The 25,893-nt window shown below is 51.6% G+C and carries 23 protein-coding genes; 15 read left to right on the top strand and 8 right to left on the bottom strand.

Annotated features, from left to right (window positions below):
* The first annotated feature begins 144 nt into the window (after window positions 1-144).
* Complete coding sequence (gene uspE / locus HV346_RS10055) at window positions 145-1,095, top strand: universal stress protein UspE (protein ID WP_181623339.1); 951 nt, start codon at window positions 145-147, stop codon at window positions 1,093-1,095.
* 59 nt (window positions 1,096-1,154) lie between these two features.
* Here uspE and pntB read toward each other — a convergent pair whose 3' ends face one another.
* Entirely contained in the window at window positions 1,155-2,543 is a 1,389-nt protein-coding gene (gene pntB / locus HV346_RS10050) for a Re/Si-specific NAD(P)(+) transhydrogenase subunit beta (RefSeq protein WP_181623338.1), read from the bottom strand.
* 10 nt (window positions 2,544-2,553) lie between these two features.
* Entirely contained in the window at window positions 2,554-4,083 is a 1,530-nt protein-coding gene (pntA, locus tag HV346_RS10045; protein ID WP_181623337.1) for a Re/Si-specific NAD(P)(+) transhydrogenase subunit alpha, read from the bottom strand.
* A gap of 535 nt (window positions 4,084-4,618) precedes the next feature.
* Between pntA and ydgH the strand changes: the two genes are divergently transcribed.
* The 3 genes from ydgH to folM all read left to right on the top strand — a co-directional run bounded on the left by ydgH (window position 4,619) and on the right by folM (window position 7,893).
* Entirely contained in the window at window positions 4,619-5,563 is a 945-nt protein-coding gene (ydgH, locus tag HV346_RS10040) for a DUF1471 family protein YdgH (RefSeq protein ID WP_181623336.1), read from the top strand.
* A 186-nt stretch (window positions 5,564-5,749) separates the two neighbouring features.
* Window positions 5,750-7,132 carry an amino acid permease gene (locus HV346_RS10035; RefSeq protein ID WP_181623335.1) on the top strand — a complete coding sequence of 461 codons (1,383 nt, stop codon included), beginning with the start codon at window positions 5,750-5,752 and terminating at the stop codon, window positions 7,130-7,132.
* 38 nt (window positions 7,133-7,170) lie between these two features.
* On the top strand, window positions 7,171-7,893 hold the full coding sequence (folM, locus tag HV346_RS10030; RefSeq protein ID WP_181623334.1) for a dihydromonapterin reductase: 723 nt from the start codon (window positions 7,171-7,173) through the stop codon (window positions 7,891-7,893).
* On the opposite strand, the gene HV346_RS10025 is transcribed toward folM, so the two are convergent.
* Window positions 7,890-8,225, bottom strand: coding sequence for a GlpM family protein (locus HV346_RS10025; protein WP_181623333.1), 336 nt, complete (start codon window positions 8,223-8,225; stop codon window positions 7,890-7,892). The genes folM and HV346_RS10025 overlap by 4 nt on opposite strands.
* A 128-nt stretch (window positions 8,226-8,353) precedes the next feature.
* Between HV346_RS10025 and rstA the strand changes: the two genes are divergently transcribed.
* From rstA to tus, 3 genes are all read left to right on the top strand, one after another.
* Window positions 8,354-9,070, top strand: a complete 717-nt coding sequence (gene rstA / locus HV346_RS10020) for a two-component system response regulator RstA (protein ID WP_181623332.1) — start codon at window positions 8,354-8,356, stop codon at window positions 9,068-9,070.
* A gap of 24 nt (window positions 9,071-9,094) precedes the next feature.
* Entirely contained in the window at window positions 9,095-10,396 is a 1,302-nt protein-coding gene (gene rstB, locus HV346_RS10015; RefSeq protein WP_181623331.1) for a two-component system sensor histidine kinase RstB, read from the top strand.
* 74 nt (window positions 10,397-10,470) lie between these two features.
* A complete protein-coding gene (tus, locus tag HV346_RS10010; protein ID WP_181623330.1) occupies window positions 10,471-11,400 on the top strand; it encodes a DNA replication terminus site-binding protein in 930 nt (309 codons plus the stop codon).
* Here tus and fumC read toward each other — a convergent pair whose 3' ends face one another.
* On the bottom strand, window positions 11,401-12,795 hold the full coding sequence (gene fumC, locus HV346_RS10005; protein ID WP_181623329.1) for a class II fumarate hydratase: 1,395 nt from the start codon (window positions 12,793-12,795) through the stop codon (window positions 11,401-11,403).
* A 143-nt stretch (window positions 12,796-12,938) separates the two neighbouring features.
* Window positions 12,939-14,585: a class I fumarate hydratase FumA gene (fumA, locus tag HV346_RS10000; RefSeq protein ID WP_181623328.1), complete on the bottom strand. Its 1,647-nt coding sequence runs from the start codon at window positions 14,583-14,585 to the stop codon at window positions 12,939-12,941.
* A gap of 200 nt (window positions 14,586-14,785) precedes the next feature.
* Here fumA and manA point away from each other — a divergent pair, with 200 nt between their 5' ends.
* Both manA and HV346_RS09990 read left to right on the top strand, forming a co-directional pair.
* The gene (gene manA, locus HV346_RS09995; protein WP_181623327.1) at window positions 14,786-15,961 is read left to right on the top strand and encodes a mannose-6-phosphate isomerase; all 1,176 of its coding nucleotides are present in this window, start codon (window positions 14,786-14,788) and stop codon (window positions 15,959-15,961) included.
* Between the two features lie 100 nt (window positions 15,962-16,061).
* Window positions 16,062-17,576: a YdgA family protein gene (locus HV346_RS09990; protein ID WP_181623326.1), complete on the top strand. Its 1,515-nt coding sequence runs from the start codon at window positions 16,062-16,064 to the stop codon at window positions 17,574-17,576.
* Window positions 17,577-17,616: 40 nt separating this feature from the next.
* Here HV346_RS09990 and HV346_RS09985 read toward each other — a convergent pair whose 3' ends face one another.
* Both HV346_RS09985 and HV346_RS09980 read right to left on the bottom strand, forming a co-directional pair.
* On the bottom strand, window positions 17,617-18,132 hold the full coding sequence (locus tag HV346_RS09985) for a phospholipase D family protein (protein WP_181623325.1): 516 nt from the start codon (window positions 18,130-18,132) through the stop codon (window positions 17,617-17,619).
* A 157-nt stretch (window positions 18,133-18,289) separates the two neighbouring features.
* Window positions 18,290-19,318, bottom strand: coding sequence for a Mal regulon transcriptional regulator MalI (locus tag HV346_RS09980; RefSeq protein ID WP_181623324.1), 1,029 nt, complete (start codon window positions 19,316-19,318; stop codon window positions 18,290-18,292).
* Window positions 19,319-19,495: 177 nt separating this feature from the next.
* On the opposite strand from HV346_RS09980, the gene malX reads away from it, so the two are divergent.
* The 3 genes from malX to add all read left to right on the top strand — a co-directional run bounded on the left by malX (window position 19,496) and on the right by add (window position 23,408).
* Complete coding sequence (gene malX, locus HV346_RS09975) at window positions 19,496-21,088, top strand: maltose/glucose-specific PTS transporter subunit IIBC (protein WP_181623323.1); 1,593 nt, start codon at window positions 19,496-19,498, stop codon at window positions 21,086-21,088.
* 49 nt (window positions 21,089-21,137) lie between these two features.
* A complete protein-coding gene (locus HV346_RS09970) occupies window positions 21,138-22,310 on the top strand; it encodes a MalY/PatB family protein (protein ID WP_181623743.1) in 1,173 nt (390 codons plus the stop codon).
* Window positions 22,311-22,406: 96 nt separating this feature from the next.
* Window positions 22,407-23,408, top strand: coding sequence for an adenosine deaminase (add, locus tag HV346_RS09965; RefSeq protein ID WP_181623322.1), 1,002 nt, complete (start codon window positions 22,407-22,409; stop codon window positions 23,406-23,408).
* A gap of 47 nt (window positions 23,409-23,455) precedes the next feature.
* Here add and HV346_RS09960 read toward each other — a convergent pair whose 3' ends face one another.
* Window positions 23,456-24,496, bottom strand: coding sequence for an oxidoreductase (locus HV346_RS09960; protein ID WP_181623321.1), 1,041 nt, complete (start codon window positions 24,494-24,496; stop codon window positions 23,456-23,458).
* A 244-nt stretch (window positions 24,497-24,740) separates the two neighbouring features.
* On the opposite strand from HV346_RS09960, the gene blr reads away from it, so the two are divergent.
* From blr to HV346_RS09945, 3 genes are all read left to right on the top strand, one after another.
* Window positions 24,741-24,866 carry a division septum protein Blr gene (blr, locus tag HV346_RS09955; protein WP_168162139.1) on the top strand — a complete coding sequence of 42 codons (126 nt, stop codon included), beginning with the start codon at window positions 24,741-24,743 and terminating at the stop codon, window positions 24,864-24,866.
* Window positions 24,867-25,099: 233 nt separating this feature from the next.
* Window positions 25,100-25,315, top strand: coding sequence for a transcription modulator YdgT (gene ydgT / locus HV346_RS09950; RefSeq protein ID WP_006174966.1), 216 nt, complete (start codon window positions 25,100-25,102; stop codon window positions 25,313-25,315).
* Between the two features lie 87 nt (window positions 25,316-25,402).
* A complete protein-coding gene (locus HV346_RS09945) occupies window positions 25,403-25,843 on the top strand; it encodes a DUF2569 domain-containing protein (RefSeq protein WP_181623320.1) in 441 nt (146 codons plus the stop codon).
* Window positions 25,844-25,893: the final 50 nt, after the last annotated feature.

The following is a 25,893-nucleotide window of genomic DNA, read 5'->3' as shown; positions in this document are numbered from 1 at the left end:
GCGCTTGGGTTTCAACCTGATGGCACAACAGCCATTAATTTTTCATGATTTATTGATCTGGTAAAACTTCCCCCCTGTTTCATTCAAGATATATAGGTTACTCTTTTAGTTACAGACTGTGGTGACAGTTGTAAGGAGACCTGTATGACAAAGTATCAAAACATGCTGGTGGCCATCGACCCTAATCAGGACGATCAACCTGCGTTACGGCGTGCTGTGTATTTACATCAACGGATTGGTGGCAAAATCAAAGCGTTTTTGCCGATCTATGACTTCTCATACGAAATGACCACCCTTCTGTCGCCTGACGAGCGCACCGCTATGCGTCAGGGAGTGATCAGCCAGCGTACTGCATGGATCCGCGAACAGGCGAAATATTACCTGGATGCGGGAATTCCCATTGATATTAAAGTGGTCTGGCATAACCGCCCATTTGAAGCCATTATCCAGGAAATTATCAGCGGCAATCACGATCTGTTGCTGAAAATGGCGCACCAGCACGACAAACTGGAGTCCGTCATCTTCACCCCGACGGACTGGCACTTATTGCGCAAATGCCCTTGCCCAGTGTGGATGGTAAAAGATCAACCCTGGCCAGAAGGCGGTAAGGCCGTTGTTGCGGTCAATCTCGCCAGCGAAGAGGACTATCACAACGCGTTGAACGAAAAGCTGGTGAAAGAGACCATCCAGCTTGCCGAGCAAGTCAACCATACCGAAGTCCATCTGGTGGGAGCTTACCCGGTGACACCTATCAATATCGCCATCGAGCTGCCTGAATTTGATCCGAGTGTGTATAACGACGCAATCCGCGGTCAGCATCTGTTGGCCATGAAAGCACTGCGCCAAAAATTCGGTATTGATGAGAAAATGACCCACGTTGAAAAAGGGTTACCTGAAGAGGTGATCCCGGACCTTGCTGAACACCTGCAGGCGGGGATTGTCGTGCTGGGCACGATTGGTCGTACCGGTATTTCTGCTGCATTCCTGGGGAATACCGCCGAACAGGTGATCGACCATCTGCGCTGCGACCTGCTGGTCATTAAACCGGATCAATACCAGACGCCGGTTGAACTGGACGACGAAGACGACGATTGAGCCTTGTTGATGCATATAAAAAAGCCGCCAAATATGGCGGCTTTTTTTATTGCTACTGATTACAGCGCTTTCAGAATCGCATCCACGCTGGCTTTGGCATCGCCAAACAGCATATGGGTGTTCTCTTTAAAGAACAGTGGGTTTTGAACGCCTGCATAGCCCGTATTCATCGAACGTTTGAAGACAATGACATTCTGAGCCTTCCACACTTCCAGCACAGGCATCCCCGCAATTGGGCTGCGCGGATCATCTTGTGCCGCCGGGTTAACGGTATCATTCGCGCCAATAACCAGTACCGTATCGGTATCGGAGAAATCATCGTTGATCTCATCCATCTCCAGCACGATGTCGTAAGGCACTTTCGCTTCAGCCAGCAAAACGTTCATGTGACCCGGCAGACGCCCGGCAACCGGGTGAATACCAAAGCGAACCTTGATACCACGCGCCCGCAGTTTCTCCGTAATTTCGGCAACCGGATACTGCGCCTGGGCAACGGCCATGCCGTAGCCAGGGGTGATGATAACCGAGTGCGAATTCTTCAGCATATCTGCCGTATCTTCCGCAGTGATCTCACGATGTTCACCGACTTCTTCGTCATTACCCGAAGAGGAACCGTCAGTACCAAAACCACCCGCAATCACGCTGATGAACGAACGGTTCATCGCTTTACACATAATGAAGGAGAGGATCGCACCAGAAGAGCCGACCAGTGCACCTGTAACGATCAGCAGGTCATTACTCAGCATAAAGCCCGCAGCCGCAGCCGCCCAACCTGAATAGGAGTTCAGCATTGAGACCACTACTGGCATATCTGCACCACCGATAGAAGCCACCAGATGCCAGCCGAACGCCAGAGCAATAATGGTCATCACCAGCAGCGCCAGCACCTGCATACCCACACTTTCTGTACGTACGAAGATAACCAGCAGCACGAACGATACAACCAGTGCAGCCAGATTCAGCTTATGGCGGTTAGGTAGCATCAGCGGTTTTGACGACAATTTCCCGCGTAATTTACCAAACGCCACAATAGAGCCAGTGAATGTTACCGCACCGATGAAAATACCGAGGAACACTTCAGTCAAATGGATATTGACCAGAATCGGTTCCATGCCTGCTTCATGGTAGAGGTAGCTGTTAAAGCCCACCAGCACCGCAGCCAGACCAACAAAGCTGTGCAGAATCGCCACCAGCTCTGGCATTTCAGTCATCTCAACGCGCTTCGCCAGACGGATACCAATCGCGCCACCGATAATCATCGCCACCAGGATCCAGGCGACGTTGCCAGTATCCGGTCCAAAGATGGTGGCAAGCAGTGCAATCGCCATACCGGCGATACCAAAGTTATTACCGCGCTGAGACGTTTCGTGTTTGGAAAGCCCCGCCAGACTGCAAATAAACAGGATCGCAGCGACAATGTATGCAGCTGTAACTAATCCTCCAGACATATGCTACCCCTTATCCCTTACGAAACATTTTCAGCATACGCTGAGTCACGGTGAAACCACCGAAGATATTGATACTGGCGATAAGCACCGCGATGAAGCTAAGGAAGCTAATCCAGCCACCGTGACCAATTTGCAGCAATGCCCCCACCACGATGATCCCGGAGATGGCGTTAGTCACCGACATCAACGGCGTATGCAGTGCATGGGAAACGTTCCACACCACGTAATAGCCCACCACACAGGAGAGTGCGAAGACGGTAAAGTGACCGAGGAACTCTTTTGGCGCAACACTTGCCAGCCAACCAAAAAGAATAATCGCCAGCGCCATCAGGGCATATTTACGCCACGGTGAAACAGGCTTAGCAGGCTCTTTCGGTTCAGGTGCTGCTTTTGGTGCTGCCTGAGGCTGTGCTGAAACCTGAATGGGTGGTGCAGGCCAGGTAATTTCTCCCTCGCGGACCACAGTAACACCGCGCACAACCACATCCTCAAAGTCTACTGTGATATTGCCGTCTTTCTCTTTACACAGCAGTTTCAGCAGGTTAACGAGGTTGGTTCCATACAGTTGAGAAGACTGCGTTGGCAAGCGACCCGGCAGATCGGTATAACCGATGATCTTCACACCATTGGCAGTGGTGGTCACCTGGTTTGGCACAGTGTATTCGCAGTTACCGCCATTTTGCGCGGCCAGGTCGACGATGACACTGCCTGGTTGCATGGAATCAACCATTTCGCGGGTAATCAGCTTCGGAGCCGGCTTACCGGGGATCAATGCGGTGGTGACAATAATGTCGACTTCTTTCGCCTGAGCAGCAAAGAGTTCCATTTCCGCTTTGATGAAGGCTTCAGACATCACCTTCGCATAGCCATCACCACTTCCCGCCTCTTCCTTGAAGTCCAGCTCAAGAAATTCGGCGCCCATACTTTGAACCTGTTCTTTTACTTCCGGACGCGTATCAAATGCTCGCACAATCGCGCCCAGGCTGTTTGCCGCGCCAATCGCCGCAAGCCCTGCCACACCAGCGCCGATCACCATCACTTTCGCAGGCGGCACTTTACCTGCAGCGGTGATCTGCCCCGTAAAGAAACGGCCAAACTCATGTGCCGCTTCGACGATAGCACGGTATCCCGCAATGTTCGCCATGGAGCTCAATGCATCCAGCGATTGAGCGCGAGAAATACGTGGAACAGAATCCATTGCCATCACGGTCACATCACGTGCCGCGAGCTTTTCCATCAGCTCTGGATTTTGCGCTGGCCAGACAAAGCTCACCAGCGTCGTGCCCGGATTGAGCAGCGCTATTTCATGTTCTTCCGGTGCATTCACTTTCAGGATGATCGGCGATTGCCAGATCTCTGCACCGTCCACTACGTCAGCGCCAGCCTGAGTAAATGCCTCATCGTCGAAACTCGCCAGTTTGCCCGCGCCGCTTTCAACCGCGACGGTAAAACCCAGTTTAAGCAGTTGCTCCACCGTTTTTGGTGTTGCCGCTACGCGGGTTTCATTGGCTAACCGTTCTTTTGGTACCCCAATACGCATAGTTTTCCCTTCCATCGGTTTTTGATGATGGTTTGTCGATAAATGCCCGAGGTTTGTATCAATTTCCATCAACTTAATAGCTGAGGTAGATGATTAACCCCGGAAAATAAAACAGTAACAAACTTTCTATAACCTACTGAAAATAACGCCTGTGATCCACCGCCAGAAAACACTATTTCTTACTTTATCTGTGAAAAATAAGTGATCGACGTCGCTGACAGAGATATTTACCTTAAATTCACCGCAGTAACCGATAAATAGCGCAAGCGAAGCGGTAAAAACATGATATAGCGCCATACGAGATCAACTTATTAACATTAAATTAACTTGTAAAAGTCATATGCTTTATCAGTTTTGCTTGTCAAACGCCTGTTTTTTCAACATATCACTAAATGTTATCGAATTTAGATCTCCCCTGAGCACAGGGTGCGAAAAATGGCGCAGACAGCAACGGGTTTTAAATGCAATAATCGAGACCGTCTCAAATTAACAACAATACCAGTACATGGTTTGCGCAAGGCGAAGGATTATTTTTATGAAGCTTAAGAACACACTCCTGGCGTCCGCACTTCTTTCTGCGACCGCCCTGTCTGCGAATGCCGCGACAGAGTTAACGCCGGAGCAAGCGGCAGCGTTAAAACCTTTTGACCATACGGTCATTGTGGGTCGTTATAACTCTATTGGCGATGCCGTTAACGCCGCATCAAAAGCCGCCGATAAAAACGGTGCAGCCTCGTTTTACGTTGTTGACCAGTCTGACTACGGCAACAGCGGCAACCAGCGCGTAACCATCGCGCTGTTCAAAGACAATGCCCCAAAAGCTGACGCACCCAAAAATCGCGTGATTAACGGTATCGTCGAACTGCCAAAAGATCAGGCGATTGAACTGGAACCTTACGACACCGTGACTGTTCAGGGGTTCTACCGCAGCCAGCCTGAAGTGAACGATGCAATCACCAAAGCCGCCAAAGAGAAAGGGGCCTACTCTTTCTATATTGTGCGCCAGGTCGATGCCAACCAGGGCGGCAACCAGCGTATTACCGCATTCATCTATAAAGAAGATGCGAAAAAACGCGTTCTGCAAAGCCCGGATGCTATCCCTGCCGATTCTGACGCTGGCCGCGCAGCAATCGCGAAAGGTGGCGAAGAAGCGAAGAAAGTGGAAATTCCAGGCGTTGCGACCTCTGCTGCGCCAAGCGCGGAAGTGGGTCGCTTCTTTGAAACGCAATCCACAAAAGGCGGTCGTTACTCCGTTACCCTGCCAGACGGGACCAAAATTGAAGAGTTGAACAAAACCACTGCTGCGCAGATGGTTCCGTTCGACAGCATCAAGTTTACAGGTAACTACGGCAATATGACGGAAGTCTCTTATCAGGTCGCAAAACGCGCGGCGAAGAAAGGGGCTAAGTATTACCACATCACCCGCCAGTGGCAGGAACGTGGTAACAACATGACGATCAGTGCCGATTTGTACAAGTAAGTAAACGGTTTAACAAAGGTGGCGCAATGCCGCCTTTTTTTGTAACTTTTATTCTAATTTCTGCCTCACGTCATTGCATGACTTCGTGACACTCCGTAAAATCCCGCGCCTTAGTGTGATCCACCATTTTTATGCGCCTGTGCGAAATAATTATTCTGGATTTGGACCTTTCATAACAGGAAGCCAATGGAAAAGAAACTTGGCCTGAGTGCTTTGACTGCACTCGTTTTAAGCTCAATGCTGGGTGCGGGTGTATTCAGTTTGCCGCAAAATATGACTGCCGTCGCAAGCCCTGCGGCACTCCTCATTGGTTGGGGTATCACCGGGGCCGGGATTTTGCTGCTGGCCTTCGCCATGCTACTGCTGACCCGTATCCGTCCAGACCTTGACGGCGGGATATTTACTTATGCCCGTGAAGGATTCGGCGAGCTTATCGGGTTTTGCTCGGCCTGGGGCTACTGGTTATGCGCGGTTATCGCCAATGTCTCGTATCTGGTCATCGTCTTTTCTGCATTGAGTTTCTTTACCGATACGCCAGAGTTACGGCTCTTCGGCGACGGGAATACCTGGCAATCTATTGTCGGCGCATCGGTACTACTGTGGTTCGTTCACTGGCTGGTTTTACGTGGTGTGCAGACTGCCGCGAGCATCAATCTGGTCGCAACGCTGGCGAAACTGGTCCCATTGGGCCTGTTTATCGTTCTGGCATTTATTGCGTTCCGTCTTGATGTCTTTAAGCTCGACTTTACGGGTATTGCTCTGGGCGTTCCTGTCTGGGAACAGGTCAAAAATACGATGCTGATAACCCTGTGGGTATTCATCGGTGTTGAGGGTGCAGTGGTGGTTTCTGCCCGTGCCCGTAATAAGCACGACGTAGGCCGGGCCACCTTACTTGCCGTACTGGCAGCATTAGGTGTCTACCTGCTGGTGACGCTGCTTTCACTCGGTGTGGTTGCACGTCCTGAGCTGGCCGGCATGCGTAATCCATCAATGGCTGGCCTGATGGTAAACATGATGGGCTCCTGGGGCGATGTGGTGATTGCCGCGGGTCTTATCGTCTCTGTCTGTGGTGCGTACCTGAGCTGGACGATCATGGCAGCAGAAGTTCCCTTTCTGGCGGCGACCCATAAAGCCTTTCCGCGCTTATTTGCTCGTCAGAATAAAAATAATGCGCCTTCAGCTTCACTTTGGCTGACCAACATCAGCGTGCAGGTTTGCCTTGTCCTGATCTGGCTCACAGGTTCTGACTATAACACCTTGTTAACTATCGCCTCAGAGATGATTCTGGTTCCCTATTTTCTGGTGGGCGCTTATTTGTTAAAAATAGCTACACGTCCAGCACACCTGATCGTCGGTATCGGCGCCTGTATTTACGGCTTGTGGTTGTTGTATGCTTCGGGCCCAATGCACCTGCTGCTCTCGGTTGTACTGTATGCGCCGGGTCTGCTGGTCTTTATCTACGCGCGCCGTACGCATCAATTGAATAATGCGCTTAAACGTCGTGAGATGGCATTGATCGGGTTGTTACTGGTTGCTGCCGTACCGGCAACGTGGATGTTAATGGGATAGCGCCGTCTTTCCCGTTGCTGAACTGAGAGGAGAACACGATGGGAAAAATGCAACAACGTCCTGTATTAATCACGGGGGGAGGCCGTCGCATTGGCCTCGCCATTGCTCATCATTTTCTTACCCTTCGCCAGCCGGTGATCGTCAGTTATCGCAGTGAATATCCTGCCATTGACGGTCTCCGAAACGCCGGGGCGGTCTGTATTCAGGCTGATTTCTCAACTGACGAAGGCATTCTGGCTTTTGCCGACGAAGTGAAATCCCGTACTGACGGGCTTCGGGCAATCATTCATAACGCCAGTGCCTGGCTCGCTGAACTGCCGGGCACACCGCTCAGCGATACGCTCTCCAGTATGCTGCAAATCCACGTGAATGCCCCTTACCTGCTTAACCACGCCCTGCAAGACCTGCTACGCGGGCACGGGCATGCAGCGGGAGACATCATTCACTTTACAGACTATGTCGTAGAACGAGGGAGCGATAAACATATCGCCTACGCCGCGAGTAAAGCCGCGCTGGATAATATGACACGCTCTTTTGCACGTAAGCTCGCGCCAGAAGTCAAAGTCAATGCGATTGCCCCGTCGTTGATATTGTTCAACGACAGCGACGACGCTGAGTACCGCCAGCAGGCTCTGAATAAATCGTTGATGAAGATCGCCCCTGGTGAAAAAGAGGTGATCGATCTTATCGATTATCTGCTAACCAGTTGTTACGTAACCGGAAGAACCTTCGCGGTAGATGGCGGTCGCCCGCTTCGCTAATGTAAGCGGCTCCAGAAAAAAATGAGCACCCAGGCGCTGAGGCTCCAGCACAAAACGGCCCCACCCAGCGCCAGCGGCAATCGCAAAAAGCCGGTGAAATACCATAGTGACAACAGATAGAGGAAGTAAGGGATAATGGACCACATGCCAAAGACAATGGTGGTTCGTAATGCTTCAACCCCGCGCTCCGAGGCTACGATATAGTGCGCAATAAGGGCAAACGTCGGGAAAAGCGGGATCAACCCAGCAATGTAGTAATTTTTTGTTTTTGCCAACACACCAATCAGTAACACCACCAGCGCACCCAGCGCAGCTTTTATCAGCAAGCCCATGTATTTTCCCATAACAACCAGGCAACAATTCAGACCAGAATAACGGAACTGAGGTTAATTTTGAAAGATTAATGGAAGGTTAAGGTTACGCAGTGTATGTTGGCTTTTTTCGCGATAACAGACGCTGTATGAATAAGATCGTTTATGTAGAGGATGAACCCGAAGTCGGGCAACTGATTGCCGCCTATTTGGGTAAACATGATATGGACGTCATAGTCGAGCCTCGCGGCGATCGCGGTGAGGAAGTCGTGGCGCGTGAGAAGCCGGATCTGGTGCTGCTGGATATCATGCTACCCGGTAAAGACGGAATGACCTTGTGCCGTGACCTGCGTGCCCAGTGGGATGGCCCGATTGTTCTTCTTACCTCTCTGGACAGTGACATGAACCACATCTTGTCGCTGGAGATGGGCGCTAACGACTACATCCTTAAAACGACCCCTCCTGCCGTATTGCTCGCTCGTTTGCGTCTGCATTTGCGCCAGCACGCCACCGTTGACAGGGAACCCTCAGCACCTTCGCTTACACCGCATAAAGCTATGCGTTTTGGTACGTTATCAATCGATCCTGTTAATCGCCAGGTGTTGCTGTCAGGTGAGCTGATCGCGCTTTCCACGGCGGATTTTGACCTGCTATGGGAACTGGCAACACATGCCGGACAAATCATGGACAGGGATGCATTACTCAAAAATTTACGCGGTGTCAGCTACGATGGTATGGATCGCAGTGTTGATGTCGCCATTTCTCGGCTGCGCAAGAAATTACTGGATAATGCCACTGAGCCGTATCGCATTAAAACGGTACGTAACAAAGGCTATCTTTTTGCCCCGCACGCCTGGGAAACTTGATCACCTCGTCATCCGGATACGTTCATGAAAAAGCTGTTCGTGCAGTTTTATCTCCTGCTGTTTGTCTGCTTCCTGGTGATGACCATGCTGGTCGGGCTGGTCTACAAGTTCACCGCCGAGCGTGCGGGTCGGCAATCGCTGGATGATTTGATGAAAAGCTCGCTGTACCTGATGCGCAGTGAGTTACGTGAAATTCCGCCACACGACTGGGCCCGCACACTGAAAGAGCTGGATCTGAATCTCTCATTCAATCTGCGTATTGAATCGATGAAAGATTTCGATCTCGATGCGCCCGCCATGCAGCGCTTGCGAGACGGTGACATTGTCGCACTGGATGAAAAATACACGTTTATTCAGCGCATTCCCCGAAGCCACTATGTTCTCGCCGTGGGACCCGTCCCCTATCTGTATTATCTGCACCAGATGCGGCTGCTGGATATGGCGCTCCTGGCATTTATCGCCATTTCACTGGCCTTTCCGGTCTTTATCTGGATGCGACCGCACTGGCAGGACATGCTGCGACTTGAAGCAGCTGCACAACGTTTTGGTGAAGGTCATCTTACCGAGCGTATCCACTTTGACAGTGGTTCGAGCTTCGAGCGGTTAGGTGTGACGTTTAACCAGATGGCCGATAACATCAATGCGCTGATTGCCAGTAAAAAGCAGTTGATCGACGGTATTGCACATGAACTACGTACACCGCTGGTACGTCTGCGCTATCGCCTGGAGATGAGTGATAACTTGACCGAGGCAGAGTCTCTGGCGCTGAACCGGGACATCGGCCAGCTCGAAGGATTGATTGAGGAATTACTGACCTACGCGCGGCTTGATCGCCCACAAAACGAGCTGAATCTCAGTACACCAAATCTCCCCGTCTGGCTGAAAAACCATATTGACGATGTGCAAAGTGTTAATCCTCAGCGTACGCTACTGCTCGAAACCGTGACCTCCGGTGATTATGGTGCACTCGATATGCGCCTGATGGAGCGCGTCCTGGATAATCTGGTGAATAACGCCATGCGCTATAGCCAAACCACGTTACGAATTGGCTTGCAGCTAGAGGGGAATCAGGCCCGTTTGTCCGTCGAAGATGATGGCCCAGGCATTGCGCCGGACGAGCGAGAAAAAGTGTTCGAACCATTTGTTCGTCTCGATCCCAGCCGCGATCGTGCCACTGGAGGTTGTGGCCTGGGGCTGGCGATCGTCTATTCCATTGCGCAGGCAATGGGGGGGACGGTTCGCTGCGAAGAGAGCACTCTCGGCGGCGCGCGTTTCTGTTTTAGCTGGCCGGTGTATCACAATATCCCTCTTCCCGTTACTGCCTGACCTTAACCGCGCGCTGGCCTGACCCGGCGTGCTGTGTTATATGGTAAGTATGTTGTAACTAATTAAGGGTTGTCATGGCGACTTACGATCTGATCGAAAGACTGAATACCACGTTGCGGCACATTGAGCATGAACTGCTCTCACTGACCGGGCGTTTGCAATCATGCCGTTTACTGGCCGCTCGCGTATTCACTCTGCCAGATGTGGTGAAAGGCGCAGAACACGATCCACTGGAACGCATTGAGGTCAAACAACACATCGGCAGTACGGCTCTGGCGCTCACGATACAACATTATCGTCACCTGTTTATTCAGCAGCAGTCAGAAAATCGCAGCAGTAAAGCAGCCGTTCGCCTGCCCGGCGTGATCTGCCTGCAAACAGAAACCTCCGAGCGGGAAGTGCTGGAAGTGCAAATCGCCCACATCAACGCGTTAAAAGCCGCGTTCGAAAAAATCGTTACGGAAGAGTCAGGATTAGCCCCGGCGGCACGTTTCGAGTGGGTTCATCGTCATTTGCCAGGGCTTATCACCCTGAATGCCTATCGTTCGTTGACGGTACTTCGTCACCCGGCCACATTACGGTTTGGCTGGGCGAATAAGCACATTATCAAGAACTTCACCCGCGATGAGATCCTGTCGATGCTGGAAAAAAGCCTGAAAGCGCCGCGCACTGTTGCCCCCTGGTCGCGCGAGCAGTGGATTGAACGTCTGGAACAGGAGTATCACAGTATTGCGTCACTGCCTTCAGAAGCGCGGCTCAAGATAAAACGACCTGTAAAGGTACAGCCCATCGCGCGGGTCTGGTATTCCGGACAGCAAAAACAGGTTCAGCACGCCTGTCCCACCCCCTTAATTGCACTTTATGATGCCGATCAGGGCGCAGTGATCCCGGATATTGGCGAGCTGCTGAATTACGATGCCAAAAACATTCAGCATCGTTATAAACCGCAGGCACAGCCGCTGCAATTAATCATCCCGCGGCTGCACCTGTATGTGGCGGAATAATTACTTCTGGCTACCTACCATCGCTTCAGGACGAACCCAGCTGTCAAACTCAGCGTCAGTCAGGTAGCCCAGCGCCAGGGCGGCGGCTTTTAGCGTCAGCCCCTCTTTGTGTGCTTTCTTGGCGATTTCTGCCGCTTTATCGTAGCCGATGTGGGTATTGAGCGCGGTCACCAGCATGAGCGATTCGTTGAGCAACTGGTTGATGCGCTCGCGATTCGGTTCGATCCCCACCGCGCAATGTTCGTTAAAGCTTTCCATGCCATCCGCCAGCAAACGCACCGACTGCAGGAAATTATGGATCACCATTGGGCGATAAACATTCAGTTCAAAGTTACCGGACGCCCCGCCCATGTTCACGGCCACATCGTTACCCATCACCTGACAGCAAAGCATGGTCATGGCTTCACACTGTGTCGGGTTCACTTTTCCCGGCATGATCGAACTGCCTGGTTCGTTCTCCGGAATGCTGATCTCACCAATACCACAACGCGGACCGGAAGCCAGCCAGCGGACATCGTTGGCAATTTTCATCAGCGATGCAGCCAGCCCTTTCAGCGCACCATGTGCATGAACAAGTGCATCGCAGGTGGCAAGGGCTTCAAATTTATTGGGCGCTGTGACAAACGGTTGTCCGGTGATCGCCGCTAACTCTTTTGCAACACGTGCAGCGTATTCAGGATGGGTGTTCAGCCCTGTCCCCACCGCCGTTCCCCCCAGCGCCAGCTCAGCCAGATGCGGCAGGCTGTGATCGATATGCTTAAGGTTGTGTTCAAGCATGGCAACCCAGCCAGAAATCTCCTGGCCCAGAGTCAGCGGCGTGGCATCCTGCAAGTGGGTTCGGCCAATTTTCACGATATCGCTGAAGGCTAACGCTTTTTCATTCAGGGTCTTTTTCAGCACGTCCAGTTGAGGGAGAAGGTGTTCACGCAGGGCAATGATCGCGGCGACATGCATCGCCGTCGGGAAAACATCGTTCGAGCTCTGGCTTTTGTTCACATCGTCATTGGGATGAATTTTACGCTCCATGCCACGTACGCCGCCCAGCAGTTCGCTTGCGCGGTTTGCCAGCACTTCGTTCATGTTCATATTGCTCTGTGTGCCGGAACCCGTTTGCCAGATAGCTAGAGGGAACTCGTCAGGATGCTTGCCCACCAGGACCTCATCAGCAGCATTGATAATGGCCGTCGCTTTTTCAGCGGCAAGCAGTCCCAGGTCCTGGTTAACTTTAGCGGCCGCACGTTTGGTCAGTGCCAGCGCGTGGATCAGCGAGACGGGCATTTTCTCGGTTGAGATCCGAAAATGCTCCAGTGAGCGTTGGGTTTGTGCGCCCCATAGCTTATCAGCCGGGACATCGATTGCACCCATTGAGTCTTTCTCGCGACGTGACGTGGTCATTACTTTCTCCTTGATAACAATGAAGTTGGGAACATTGCTCACCTGCTTAAGAGATAAGTATTGATTGCTTCAAAAAAACGGTATGGCGCTTTGTGCGCTCTTTATCGTGCCGGGCAGCACTGACGCTTGCCCGGCTTTTTATCTTACTTCACGCAGGCAGAACATTGGGACGACTGGATCTGTTTGAAGAAGTCATTACCTTTGTCATCCACCAGGATAAACGCCGGGAAATCTTCCACTTCAATTTTCCAGATGGCTTCCATCCCAAGTTCTGGATATTCCACACATTCCAGGCTCTTGATACTGCCCTGTGCCAGTACGGCTGCCGGGCCGCCAATACTGCCCAGATAGAAACCACCATGCTTATGACACGCGTCTGTTACCTGCTGGCTGCGGTTACCTTTTGCCAGCATGATCATACTGCCGCCGTTGGCCTGCAGTTGATCAACATACGAGTCCATACGGCCAGCTGTGGTTGGGCCTAACGAACCAGAAGCGTAGCCTTCAGGCGTTTTCGCCGGGCCGGCATAGTAGATCGGGTGATCTTTGATGTACTGAGGCAGACCTTCGCCGTTATCCAGACGCTCTTTCAGCTTCGCATGAGCGATATCACGCCCGACGATAATAGTTCCATTCAGGGACAAACGCGTTGATACCGGATACTGAGAAAGCTGCGCCAGAATATCGCTCATTGGACGGTTCAGATCGACGTGAACAGCTTCGCCCTCACCCGCTTTACGCAGTGCTTCTGGGATGTATTTGCCTGGGTTGTTTTCCAGTTTCTCGATCCAGACACCGTCGCGGTTGATTTTCGCCTTGATATTGCGATCCGCAGAACAAGATACGCCCATCCCGACCGGGCACGATGCGCCGTGGCGCGGCAAACGAATGACGCGAATATCGTGTGCAAAATACTTGCCGCCAAACTGCGCACCCAGACCCAGATTCTGGGCTTCCTGCAACAGTTCCTGCTCAAGCTGAACATCGCGGAATGCCTGACCATGCTCATTCCCTTCGGTTGGCAGACCATCATAGTATTTGGTAGATGCCAGTTTGACGGTTTTCAGCGTACTTTCCGCTGATGTCCCGCCGATCACAAAGGCGATGTGGTAAGGCGGGCACGCCGCCGTACCGAGCGTACGCATCTTCTCTACCAGATAATTTTTCAACTTACCTGGCGTAAGCAGGGCTTTGGTTTCCTGGTAGAGATAGGTTTTGTTGGCTGAACCACCGCCTTTGGCAATACAGAGGAATTTGTACTCGTCACCATCGACGCTATAGAGATCAATTTGCGCCGGCAGGTTAGTTCCCGTATTCACCTCTTTGTACATATCCAGCGCCGCATTTTGCGAGTAACGCAGGTTATCTTCGATATAGGTGTTATACACGCCGTGTGCCAGAGCGGCTTCGTCACCACCGCCCGTCCAGACACGCTGGCCTTTTTTGCCGGTGATGATGGCTGTTCCGGTATCCTGGCAGGTTGGGAGAATGCCTTTCGCCGCGATATCCGAGTTTCGCAGGAACTGCAGGGCGACATATTTATCGTTTTCACTGGCCTGTGGGTCACTCAGGATATCTGCCACCTGTTGCTGATGCGCGGGACGCAGCATAAAAGAGGCATCGTGAAACGCATGCTGAGCCAGTAAAGTCAGCGCCTGCGGGTCCACCTTGAGGATCTCTTGTCCTTCGAACTCAGCGACAGAAACATGATCACGGGTTAACAGGTAATACTCGGTCTGATCCTTTGCAAGAGGGAAAGGATCCTGGTAATGAAAGGGTTTGTTCGACATTGTGCTCTCACTTACGACATTGCTGATTATGATTCAGGCAGATCTTCCGTTTGCCCTGCTTAAAAGCGAGTTAGCTTATCCTACACAATTTTTTAACAAAAACTGAGACTAGTACGACTTTTTACATGCGCTGGTTACTTCCGCGCGGTTTATTGCTTTAATACCTGGAGTTAATTCCACATTTGAATCAGGGCTTGATAATGCAAAAACTCATCAACTCAGTGCAAAACTACGCCTGGGGAAGTAAAACTGCGTTAACGGATCTCTACGGTATCGCGAACCCAGACAACCTGCCGATGGCAGAATTGTGGATGGGGGCACACCCGAAGAGCAGCTCAAAAATTGAGGACGCCAGCGGTCAGGTACGCAGCCTGCGCGACGTGATTGAGGCCGACAAAGCGACGCTACTGAGCGACAAGGTTGCTAACCGCTTTGGTGAGTTGCCGTTCCTGTTTAAGGTGCTGTGTGCAGACCAACCGCTTTCCATTCAGGTTCATCCGAACAAAAAAGCCTCTGAACTCGGCTTTGCAAAAGAGAACGCCGCAGGCATTCCTTTGGATGCGGCTGAGCGTAATTACAAAGATCCTAACCATAAACCCGAGTTGGTCTTTGCCCTGACCCCCTTCCTGGCAATGAACGCGTTCCGCGAATTCTCCGAAATTGTTTCTCTGCTGCAGCCTGTTGCCGGAGCCAACAAAGCCATCGCCCACTTCCTCGAAAATCCTGATTCCGCAGGTTTAAGCCAGCTCTTTGCCAGCCTGTTAAATATGCAGGGTGACGAAAAATCACATGCTCTGGCGGTACTAAAAGCGGCGCTAAACAGCCAGCAAGGTGAACCGTGGCAGACCATTCGTGTGATCGCTGAGTTTTACCCGGACGACAGCGGCCTGTTCTCCCCACTGCTGTTGAACGTAGTGAAACTGAACCCCGGCGAAGCCATGTTCCTGTTTGCCGAAACACCGCACGCCTATCTACAGGGTGTCGCGCTTGAGGTGATGGCGAATTCAGATAACGTACTGCGCGCTGGCTTAACGCCGAAATACATTGATATCCCGGAGCTGGTTGCCAACGTGAAGTTTGTGGCTAAACCGGCCGCAGAACTGCTGACGCAACCGGTTAAGAAAGGCCCGGAGCTAGACTTCCCTATCCCGGTAGACGATTTTGCGTTTTCACTCCATGACCTGAACCGCACAGAAACCCCTGTCGCACAGGATAGCGCCGCAATCCTGTTCTGCGTTGAGGGCGAAGCAACGCTGAACAAAGACGATCAGCGTCTGGTGCTAAAACCGGGTGAATCGGCATTTATTGCGGCGAATGAGTCGCCGATCACCGTGAGTGGAACGGGTCGCCTGGCACGCGTTTTCAATAAGTTGTAGCAACTTACTGAAGTTTTTAACAACTCTTGCTAAGCTAGTCAGAGCCTTATTACATACCAGGCGGTTTTTACCGCCTGGTTTCATTTTATGGATAATCACGATGAAAAAAACGGTTATAGCTGCAGGCGTTATTGTTGCATTAGGCGTGGTCTGGACAGGAGCCTCCTGGTTTACCGGGAAACAACTGGAAGGCCGTCTGGCAGAAATGGTGGCGCAGGCCAACAGTGAACTCAAACGTACTGCGCCCGAAGCGGGTATCGAACTGGGCTACCAGAATTATCAACGTGGTGTGTTCACCAGCCATATGCAACTGGTGGTCAAACCGGTTGCCGGAAGCGCAAATCCGTGGCTGAAATCAGGGCAAAGCGTGGTGCTGGACGAAGTGGTTAGCCACGGTCCCTTCCCGTTGGCACAACTGAAATCGTTTAATCTTGTGCCGTCGATGGCATCGGTTAACACTGTATTGGTCAATAATGACGTCACTAAGCCACTTTTCGATCTGGCAAAAAATACATCACCATTTGAGATCAATACCCGTATCAGCTATGCCGGTGATACCCGTTCCGATATTGCCCTGAAAGCGCTGAATTATGAAAACGGTGAAGAGAAAGTCGCCTTTAGCGGGGGGAACTTCCAGCTTGATGCCGATCGTGACGGCAATGTATTCAGCCTGACCGGTGAAGCACAAAGCGGGCTGGTCAATGCAGTAAATGAATACAATCAAAAAGTTCAGCTTACTTTCAATAACCTGAAGGCCAACGGCAACAGCCGCATGACCCGTTTTGATGAGCGCATCGGGGATCAAAAAATCACCCTCGATAAACTCGCGATCGCCGTCGAAGGCAAAGAGATGGCCGTACTGGAAGGGATGGATCTGGACGGGAAGTCTGATGTCTCGAAAGACGGTAAAAACATCAATACCCAACTGGACTACACACTGAAAAGTCTGAAAGTACAGAATCAGGATCTGGGTACGGGCAAGTTGTCCCTTAAAATTGGCAACATTGACGGTCAGGCATGGCATCAGTTTAGCCAGAAATACACTAAAGAAAGTCAGGCTCTGCTGACAGATGCCGCCCTGAAACAAAATCCCGAGGTGTACCAGCAGCAGGTGATGGCCGTGCTGTTTGATAACCTGCCGATTTTGCTGAAAGGTGAACCGGTCATTACGATTGCACCGTTGAGCTGGAAAAACAGCAAAGGCGAAACCAGCTTCAACTTGTCCTTGTTCCTGACAGATCCGTCAACTTCTACGGGTGAAGCACAAACGCTGGCGCAGGAAGTGGATCGCAGCGTGAAATCTCTCGACAGTAAACTGACGATCCCAATGGACATGGCCACCGAGTTTATGACTCAGGTCGCCAAACTTGAAGGTTACGGTGAAGAAGATGCCGGCAAACTGGCCAGTCAACAGGTGAAAGGCCTGGCGGCAATGGGTCAGATGTTCCGCATTACCACGCTCGAAGACAACACGATGGGTGCTAGCCTGCAATATGCCAATGGACAGGTCACTCTGAACGGACAGAAAATGCCGCTGGAAGACTTTGTTGGGATGTTTGGTATGCCTGCTTTAGGAATGCCGGAACCTGCCGAACCGGCTGCACCGCAACAGTAACCGACTTAAGACTTAAGCCCCTCATCGAGGGGCTTTTTTATTACTGAGAAAAATCAACGCCCTGCTGCCAGCGATTTTCCCAGTGGGCCAGATAGTGTTTCGCCAGTTCTGGCGCTCGATGGATGACAATCACATTTTCTGAGTTCAGGTACTCAGATGATTTTGCAAAATTAAACGAGCCGGTTTCGACCGTATCGTCATCGACAATGATCACTTTGTCATGCTGAATGCGGTAGTGATTATCGGTGCGCAACCTGACCCCATGTTGGGTGATATAGCGCATTGCTGACAAGCTTTTGGCGCGGGTATTTCCCTCTTCATCGATCACGACCCGGACATCAACTCCACGCTGTTGAGCGTCCACCAGTGCCTTCATCACATCCGGTGCGCTGAAAGAGAATGCCATCATCCGAATCGACTTCTTCGCGTTGTTGATCGTTTTCAGCACCAGTGACTGCGCGCCACCTTCAGGAGAAAAACCCACGTCGATATCGCGGGAAGCGCAGGAAATAAAAGGGATAAGTGTTAACGCCAACAGCGTCGTGATTGCTCGCATGGGTGAACCTAATGAAAAATTGAAGCACGGAATATGCCTCGTTCCAGCAGGTTAACGTTTGATCAGGATCACCCTTTTACCACGGATGGTGGCTATGCTTCACCCGTGGAGGGGCGCTGGGATAAACACAACACCGCCGGATGATGGGTTGAGATGTTTATTTGACTGTGACTAACCGTGCCGCCACGATCTGATGTCCGGACTGCACATCCGCTTTCTCGATCCGCTGCATCACCCTGTCCGCCAGCGTATAGCCCATTTCACGGGCGGGTGTTGTTGCCCAGACGATCGGCAGATCGTCCAGCGCGTTTTCACCCACATCCGCAAATGCCCCCAGAGCTACCTGATGGTCGAAAAAGGTTTCAACGCCGCCCTCACCGCTTTGACGCCCGGCACGAATTAAACCAAACCATGCTCCCATCGCAATGACGTCGTTATAGCAAATCACGGCACTGATCGTTGGGCTGCTGCGCAGCAGCGTGCTGATTGCCTCCGCGGCTTTTTTCTGGCTGGATTCACACTCCACCACCCATTCACTGTGGAACGGTAAGCCGTATTTAATCAATGTGGCGCAATAGCCCCCCACTCGCTCCGCACGGGTCAACGATGAACTTTTCCCCCCCAGCCAGGCTATGCGCTGATGACCACGACGGATCAGATGTTCAGTCAGCATTTGTGCAGCCTGCATGTTATCGGGCCTCAAAGTATCGGCCTCATCCAGATAGCTGGCGCGTGAAGCAAACACTAACGGTACGCCTTTTTCGGCGGCACGTTCACAGAGTTCGTTTCCCAGACCAGAAGCTCCGGCAATCACTACGCCATCAACCCCCTGCAAAAGCAGCATGTCCAGGCGCTGAAGTAACTGATCGGCCTCACGGCCGCCATGCAGCAAAAAAACCATTCGTCCCTGGGCTTCAAGTGCCTCGGTTAATCCGGCGGTCAACTCTGCATAAAACGGGGAGGTAAGATCGCGCACGATCAAACCAATCACGCCACTTTGTCCACCACGTAGCGCCGATGCCTGCCGATTGCGCACAAAACCCAACTGCTCAACAGCCTCGTTGACCCGCTGGCCCGTGGCCGACGATATCCGCCCTTTTCCGCTTAACACCAGCGACACGGTACTGACAGAGACGCCCGCAGCCAATGCGACATCGTTAATAGTGATTTTTTTCGCTACAGCCATGTGTTGGCGTGACTCCTGATAATGAGATCGGTAAAACGTTTTATCAATACGTTATCTTTATACTACCTGTGAAAGCCTGAGAATGTGATTTAGCGCGCACTAAACTTTGATAAAACGTTTTATCTTCTCGCAGCATCAAAGCAGGTAAATCTATTTTAACAATAAAGGAGTCGTTTGATGACGACGAAAACAGCACAAAAAATATCGCTGTGGGAGTTTTTCCAGCAACTGGGTAAGACCTTTATGCTGCCCGTGGCACTTCTCTCTTTCTGTGGGATCATGCTGGGGATCGGCAGTTCGCTGAGCAGTAATGACGTCATCACACTGATTCCCTTCCTCGGTAACCCCGTACTGCAGGCGATCTTTATCTGGATGAGTAAGGTCGGCTCTTTTGCATTTAGCTTCCTGCCAGTCATGTTCTGTATTGCGATCCCTCTCGGTCTGGCGCGCGAGAATAAAGGCGTGGCGGCGTTTGCCGGTTTTGTTGGTTACGCAGTGATGAACCTGGCGGTTAACTTTTGGTTGACGGCAAAAGGCATTCTGCCGACCACTGACACAGCTGTACTAAAAGCGAACAACATTCAGAGCGTTATCGGGATCCAGTCTATCGATACCGGGATCCTCGGCGCAGTGATCGCAGGTGTCATCATCTGGATGCTGCACGAACGTTTCCACAACATTCGCCTGCCTGATGCACTGGCATTCTTCGGCGGCACGCGCTTCGTCCCCATCGTCACGCTGGTTGTGATGGGGCTATTTGGCTTGATTATTCCGCTGATTTGGCCCGTGTTCGCGCTCGGTATTAATGGCATTGGTCGCATCATTAATGGTGCTGGCGATTTTGGTCCAATGATTTTTGGAACCGGTGAACGTCTGCTGCTGCCATTCGGTCTGCAACACATTCTGGTGGCGCTGATTCGCTTTACGGAAGCCGGTGGCACAATGGAGGTTTGTGGCCATGACGTGAGTGGCGCGCTGACCATTTTCCAGGCGCAACTGAGTTGCCCGACGACTCACGGCTTCTCCGAAAGCGCAACCCGCTTCCTGTCACAGGGCAAAATGCCGGCATTCCTGGGTGGACTGCCAGGTGCGGCACTGGCGATGTATCACTGTGCTCGCCCTGAAAATCGTCATAAAATTAAAGGCCTGCTGATTTCCGGTGTCATTGCCTGCGTCGTGGGTGGTACAACCGAACCCATCGAATTCCTGTTCCTGTTTGTCGCTCCGGTGCTGTACCTTATCCACGCCGTGTTGACCGGTCTGGGCTTTACCACCATGGCCATACTGGGCGTAACCATTGGTAACACTGACGGCAACGTGATTGACTTTGTGGTGTTCGGTATTCTGCACGGCTTGTCGACAAAGTGGTATCTGGTTCCGGTTGTGGCCGCAATCTGGTTTGCGGTCTACTACGCCATTTTCCGCTTCGCCATCACCCGATTTAATCTGAAAACCCCTGGACGCGATGCCGATACCGCCAGCAGCGTTGAACAAGCCGTGGCAGGTACGGTGGGTAAATCCGGCTATAACACGCCTGCTATTCTGGCGGCGCTGGGAGGTGCGGATAACATTACCTCTCTGGATAACTGCATCACTCGCTTACGTCTGTCGGTGAATGATATGTCCAAAGTGGATACCAACGCGTTGAAAGCGAATCGGGCTATCGGCGTGGTACAACTCAATCAGCATAATTTGCAGGTTGTCATCGGCCCGCAGGTGCAGTCAGTCAAAGATGAACTGGCTACCCTGATGCGTACAGTCGAAGCCTGACCTCTTTCCCCCTCTTCACGAGGGGGTCTTCATGTTAAGGACCCGCATCATGTTCGATTTTTCTACTGTCGTGGATCGCCACGGCACCTGGTGCACTCAGTGGGATTATGTGGCTGACCGCTTTGGTGCTAACGATCTGCTGCCCTTCACTATTTCTGATATGGATTTTGCCACAGCGCCTTGTATTATCGACGCCCTGCGCCATCGTCTTGACCACGGGGTATTTGGTTATAGCCGCTGGAAGAACGATGAGTTTCTGGTCGCCGTTGATCACTGGTTCAGGCAGCGTTTCAACACTCCCGTTGATACAAACACGATTGTCTATGGGCCATCGGTAATTTACATGGTCTCCGAACTTATCCGCATCTGGTCTGATATCGGGGACGGTATCATCGTACATACTCCGGCTTACGATGCCTTTTATAACGCTATCGAAGGCAATCAACGCACCGTTGTTCCTGTCCCCATGAAAAAAAATGCAGCAGGCTGGGAGGGCAATATGGCCGCACTTGAAGCCGCACTCGCCCGGCCGGAAAACAGCGTGTTGCTGCTGTGCAGCCCGCAGAATCCGACCGGGAAAGTCTGGACGCAGGAAGAACTTCGTGTCATGGCTGAACTGTGCGCACGGTATGATGTTGCTGTCATTAGCGATGAAATTCATATGGACATGGTCTGGGGTGAGCACCGCCACATTCCATGGAACAGCGTTGCCCGCGGAAAATGGGCGCTGCTCACCTCTGGCTCCAAGAGTTTTAACATTCCGGCATTGACTGGTGCATACGGCCTGATTGGTGATGAAGAGAGCCGTATGGCATACCTGAGCGCGCTGAAAGGCCGGGATGGACTCTCCTCTCCCTCGGTACTGGCGCTGGTTGCTCACATTGCAGCCTATCAGGATGGTGAGCCATGGCTGGACGCCCTTCGCCACTATCTTCAGGACAACTTGCATTATATTGCTGAACAATTGAACAGTGCTTTTCCGAATCTCAACTGGCAACCCCCCGAGGCGACATACCTCGCCTGGATCGATTTACGTCCGTTAAATATTGATGAGCACGCGCTGCAGAAGATCCTTATTGAGCAGGAAAAAGTCGCCATCATGCCGGGATATACCTATGGTAATGAAGGAAATGGCTTCATTCGCCTGAATGCTGGATGCCCGCGCAGTAAGCTTGAACAGGGGGTTCAGCGCCTCATCAACGGGATCCATTCGCTTCAGTGAGCATTTTGCGCAACGGAATATTCCATTGCGCAAATAGCTTTTTCCCTCGTTTTGTTTTTATAATATGGCGCACTTTAACCAGAAAAGAGTGCGACCATGATTGATACACGCCTTCCTTTAACTGATATCCATCGTCATCTTGACGGTAACATTCGTGCCCAAACCATTCTCGATCTTGGCCGCCAGTTCAATTTAACCCTCCCCGCTCAAACGCTGGAAACACTGATTCCTCACGTTCAGGTCACATCGAATGAACCCGATCTGGTCAGTTTTCTGAGTAAACTCGACTGGGGCGTAAAAATGCTGGCCTCGCTGGATGCGTGTCGCCGTGTAGCATTCGAAAACATCGAAGACGCCGCACGTAATGGCCTGCATTACGTCGAGTTACGTTTTTCTCCTGGCTACATGGCGATGACCCACAATCTGCCCGTCGCTGGTGTGGTTGAAGCGGTAATTGAGGGGGTGCGTGAAGGTAGCAAGGCTTTCGGTGTACAGGCGCGCCTGATCGGCATTATGAGCCGTACGTTTGGCGAAGCGGCCTGCCTGCAGGAACTGGAAGCGTTGCTGGCACATCAGGATCAGATCACTGCGGTCGATCTTGCCGGTGATGAACTGGGTTTCCCTGGCAGCCTGTTCCTTTCGCATTTCAACCGTGCACGTGATGCTGGCTGGCATATTACCGTTCACGCAGGAGAAGCTGCGGGGCCAGAAAGTATCTGGCAGGCGATCCGTGAACTGGGTGCAGAGCGTATTGGCCATGGCGTGAAAGCCATAGAAGACCGTGCGTTGATGGATTTCCTCGTTGAACAGCGTATTGGTATTGAGTCCTGCCTGACCTCCAACATTCAGACCAGTACTGTTCCAACACTGGCCCAGCATCCATTGAAAACCTTCCTGGAACATGGCGTACTGGCGACGCTTAATACCGATGATCCCGCCGTTCAGGGGGTTGATATTATCCATGAGTATAATATCGCCGCACCTCAGGCAGGTTTAAGCCGGGAGCAAATCCGCCAGGCACAGATTAACGGCCTGGAAATCGCCTTCTTAACGCCAGAAGAAAAACAGACTCTGCGCGACAAGGTTGCGCGCGGGTAGTGGTTTTGCCGGGTGAGGCCAACACGCTTACCCGGCGCTCTTCCAGGTTACGCCAGACACAGCGTTGCGCGGTGTTTGGCGGATTCGATCCCCAGTTCAATCAATTCCATGATCTGTATTGCCTGGCTTGCCGGAACAGGGTTATCTCCTGTCCCGTTCAGCGCGTCGCGAATCGCCGCATAGTAGGCGGGATAGTTGCCAGGGATCGTCAGCCAGGATTCCTGCACCTGCTCTTCACTCTCGATGCGTGTCAGCACACCGTCCCGCATGTCATACCCCCAGTCTTCCTGCGGCAGACGTTCTCCGTTTTTCAGACGCTCCTCTTGAGGGTCCAGACCAAACTTCACGTAACTGCCACGCGTTCCATGGATGATATAGCGTGCGGTTTCTGCCGCCGCCATCATCGTTCCATGCAGCACGATACGACGCTCTGGGTAACTTAATACCGCGTGAAAGTAATCTGTGGTCTGTGCGCCAGGACGAAGTTGTGCCAGATCAACAGCCACACTCACCGGCAGACCAAACAAATTCACCGCCTGATCGAGCAGATGAGGGGCCAGATCATACCAGATACCGCTGCCAGGGCCGGCCTGTTCACGCCAGCGATTACGTACCTGCGGGCGGAAACGATCAAAATGGGATTCAAAATAAACAATTTCTCCAAGCGCCCCCTCACCGAGAAGCGCTTTTACCGTCAGGAAATCACTATCCCAGCGACGGTTATGGAATACCGACAGCAGTCTTCCCAGGCTTTTTGCCAACGCATCAAGCTCACGGGCTTGTGACAACGTCACGGTAAACGGTTTATCCACCACCACATGCTTACCCGCCTCCAGCGCCGCCTTCGCCAGTGGGAAATGCGTATCGTTGGGGGTTGGGATGACAATCAGGTCAATAGCGGGATCGTTAAACAGGTGTTTTGGCTCAGACGCCACTGGCACGCCAGGCCAGTCTTTATGTACTTTTTCGTCATCACTGCTCGAAATGGCAGCCAGTTCCATTCCTGACGTCCCGGCAATCAGAGGGGCGTGAAATGTTTTACTTGCGTAGCCATAACCAATAAGTCCGACACGGATATTCTCGTTCATGGTATTGCCCTCATCCTGTGATGTGCTTATTTCACACTAGCCAATAAACCGTCACAACAGATTAATAATGTGCTATCAGGCTTAAAATAGCATCCTCTGCCAGTTGTTTTTGTTACATTCATATAACCTGCTGATTTCATTTATGGAAACCGTTCCCAAAGCACTTGCCTGTACAGAAGCGGCGCTGTAACATTCGCAACCTGTATTTATGGACAAATTACAAACACGAATCATGACGTCAATAATTAATCGAATCATTGAATTAGCGGGATGGATTGTCCTGGGAGTTTCGGTCGTTTTGCTCGGCGTTGCCAGCCATATCGATAACTACCAGCCCCCGGAGCCTGTCACTGTCGCACAACCTAAGTAATTTCTGGGCAGCAATTGAGAGTGACATATCGTGTCAGTTACATATTGCCAGCAGTGATGAACAAGGTTAACCTTCTCTTCCAGGCATCGTCTGATGCCTGAGTCTTTCAGCAAAGAAAACTCCTAATTTTTAGCGTCACCTGAGTAGGCAGTTTACGTCTTTATTAATCCGTTTATTATTCGAACGAATTACCTTCACTGGTATTACTCACTTTTATATGGAAACTTATTAATATGACAGTTCAGGACTATTTATTAAAATTCCGCAAGATCAATTCACTTGAAAGCCTGGAAAAACTGTTTGACCATCTGAACTACACGCTGTCGGATAATCAGGAAATCATCAATATGTATCGCGCTGCAGATCATCGTCGCGCAGAGCTTGTATCCGGGGGACGATTGTTCAATGTGGGCGAAGTGCCAAAGTCTGTATGGCGCTACGTTTTATAAGAAAGTAGCCATCCGCGCGAAATGTTATATACTCAGCGCCCTGCAAATTTGATGTATAACTTTTCGCGCAGACTTATGGGAGATATCATGACCGCATTGCCTGGAGAAAGAATCGGAGGCTGGTTAATCGCCCCACTGGCATGGCTGCTGGTTGCATTATTAAGCGCATCGCTGGCGCTTTTGCTTTATACCACTGCTCTGGCTACTCCACATGCACTTCAAAACCTGATGTCCCAGAGTACATTCAATATTGTGATGTGGTTTATTTCCTTCGTTTTCGCCATCGCTATGTGGTACTACACGCTGTGGTTGACTATCGCGTTCTTTAAACGCAGACGCAGCGTGCCGAAGCACTACATTATCTGGCTGCTCATTTCTGTTCTGTTGGCACTAAAAGCCTTTGCTTTCTCCCCGGTTTCAGATGCATTGGCTGTTCGCCAGTTGCTCTTCCCGCTCCTGGCGGCCGCACTCTTCGCGCCCTATTTCCGACGTTCGGCACGTGTGAAGAAAACCTTCGTGAACCCGTAATAACCTTACAGTTATCCTGTTGTCGCCTGCTCCGGTTTGTCCGATAATAG

The sequence above is a fragment of the Enterobacter sp. RHBSTW-00994 genome (genome assembly GCF_013782625.1).
In the GTDB taxonomy this organism is placed as follows: domain Bacteria; phylum Pseudomonadota; class Gammaproteobacteria; order Enterobacterales; family Enterobacteriaceae; genus Enterobacter.
The sequence above is the reverse complement of the archived record's forward strand: the minus strand, read 5'-3'. Positions and strand labels throughout refer to the sequence as shown.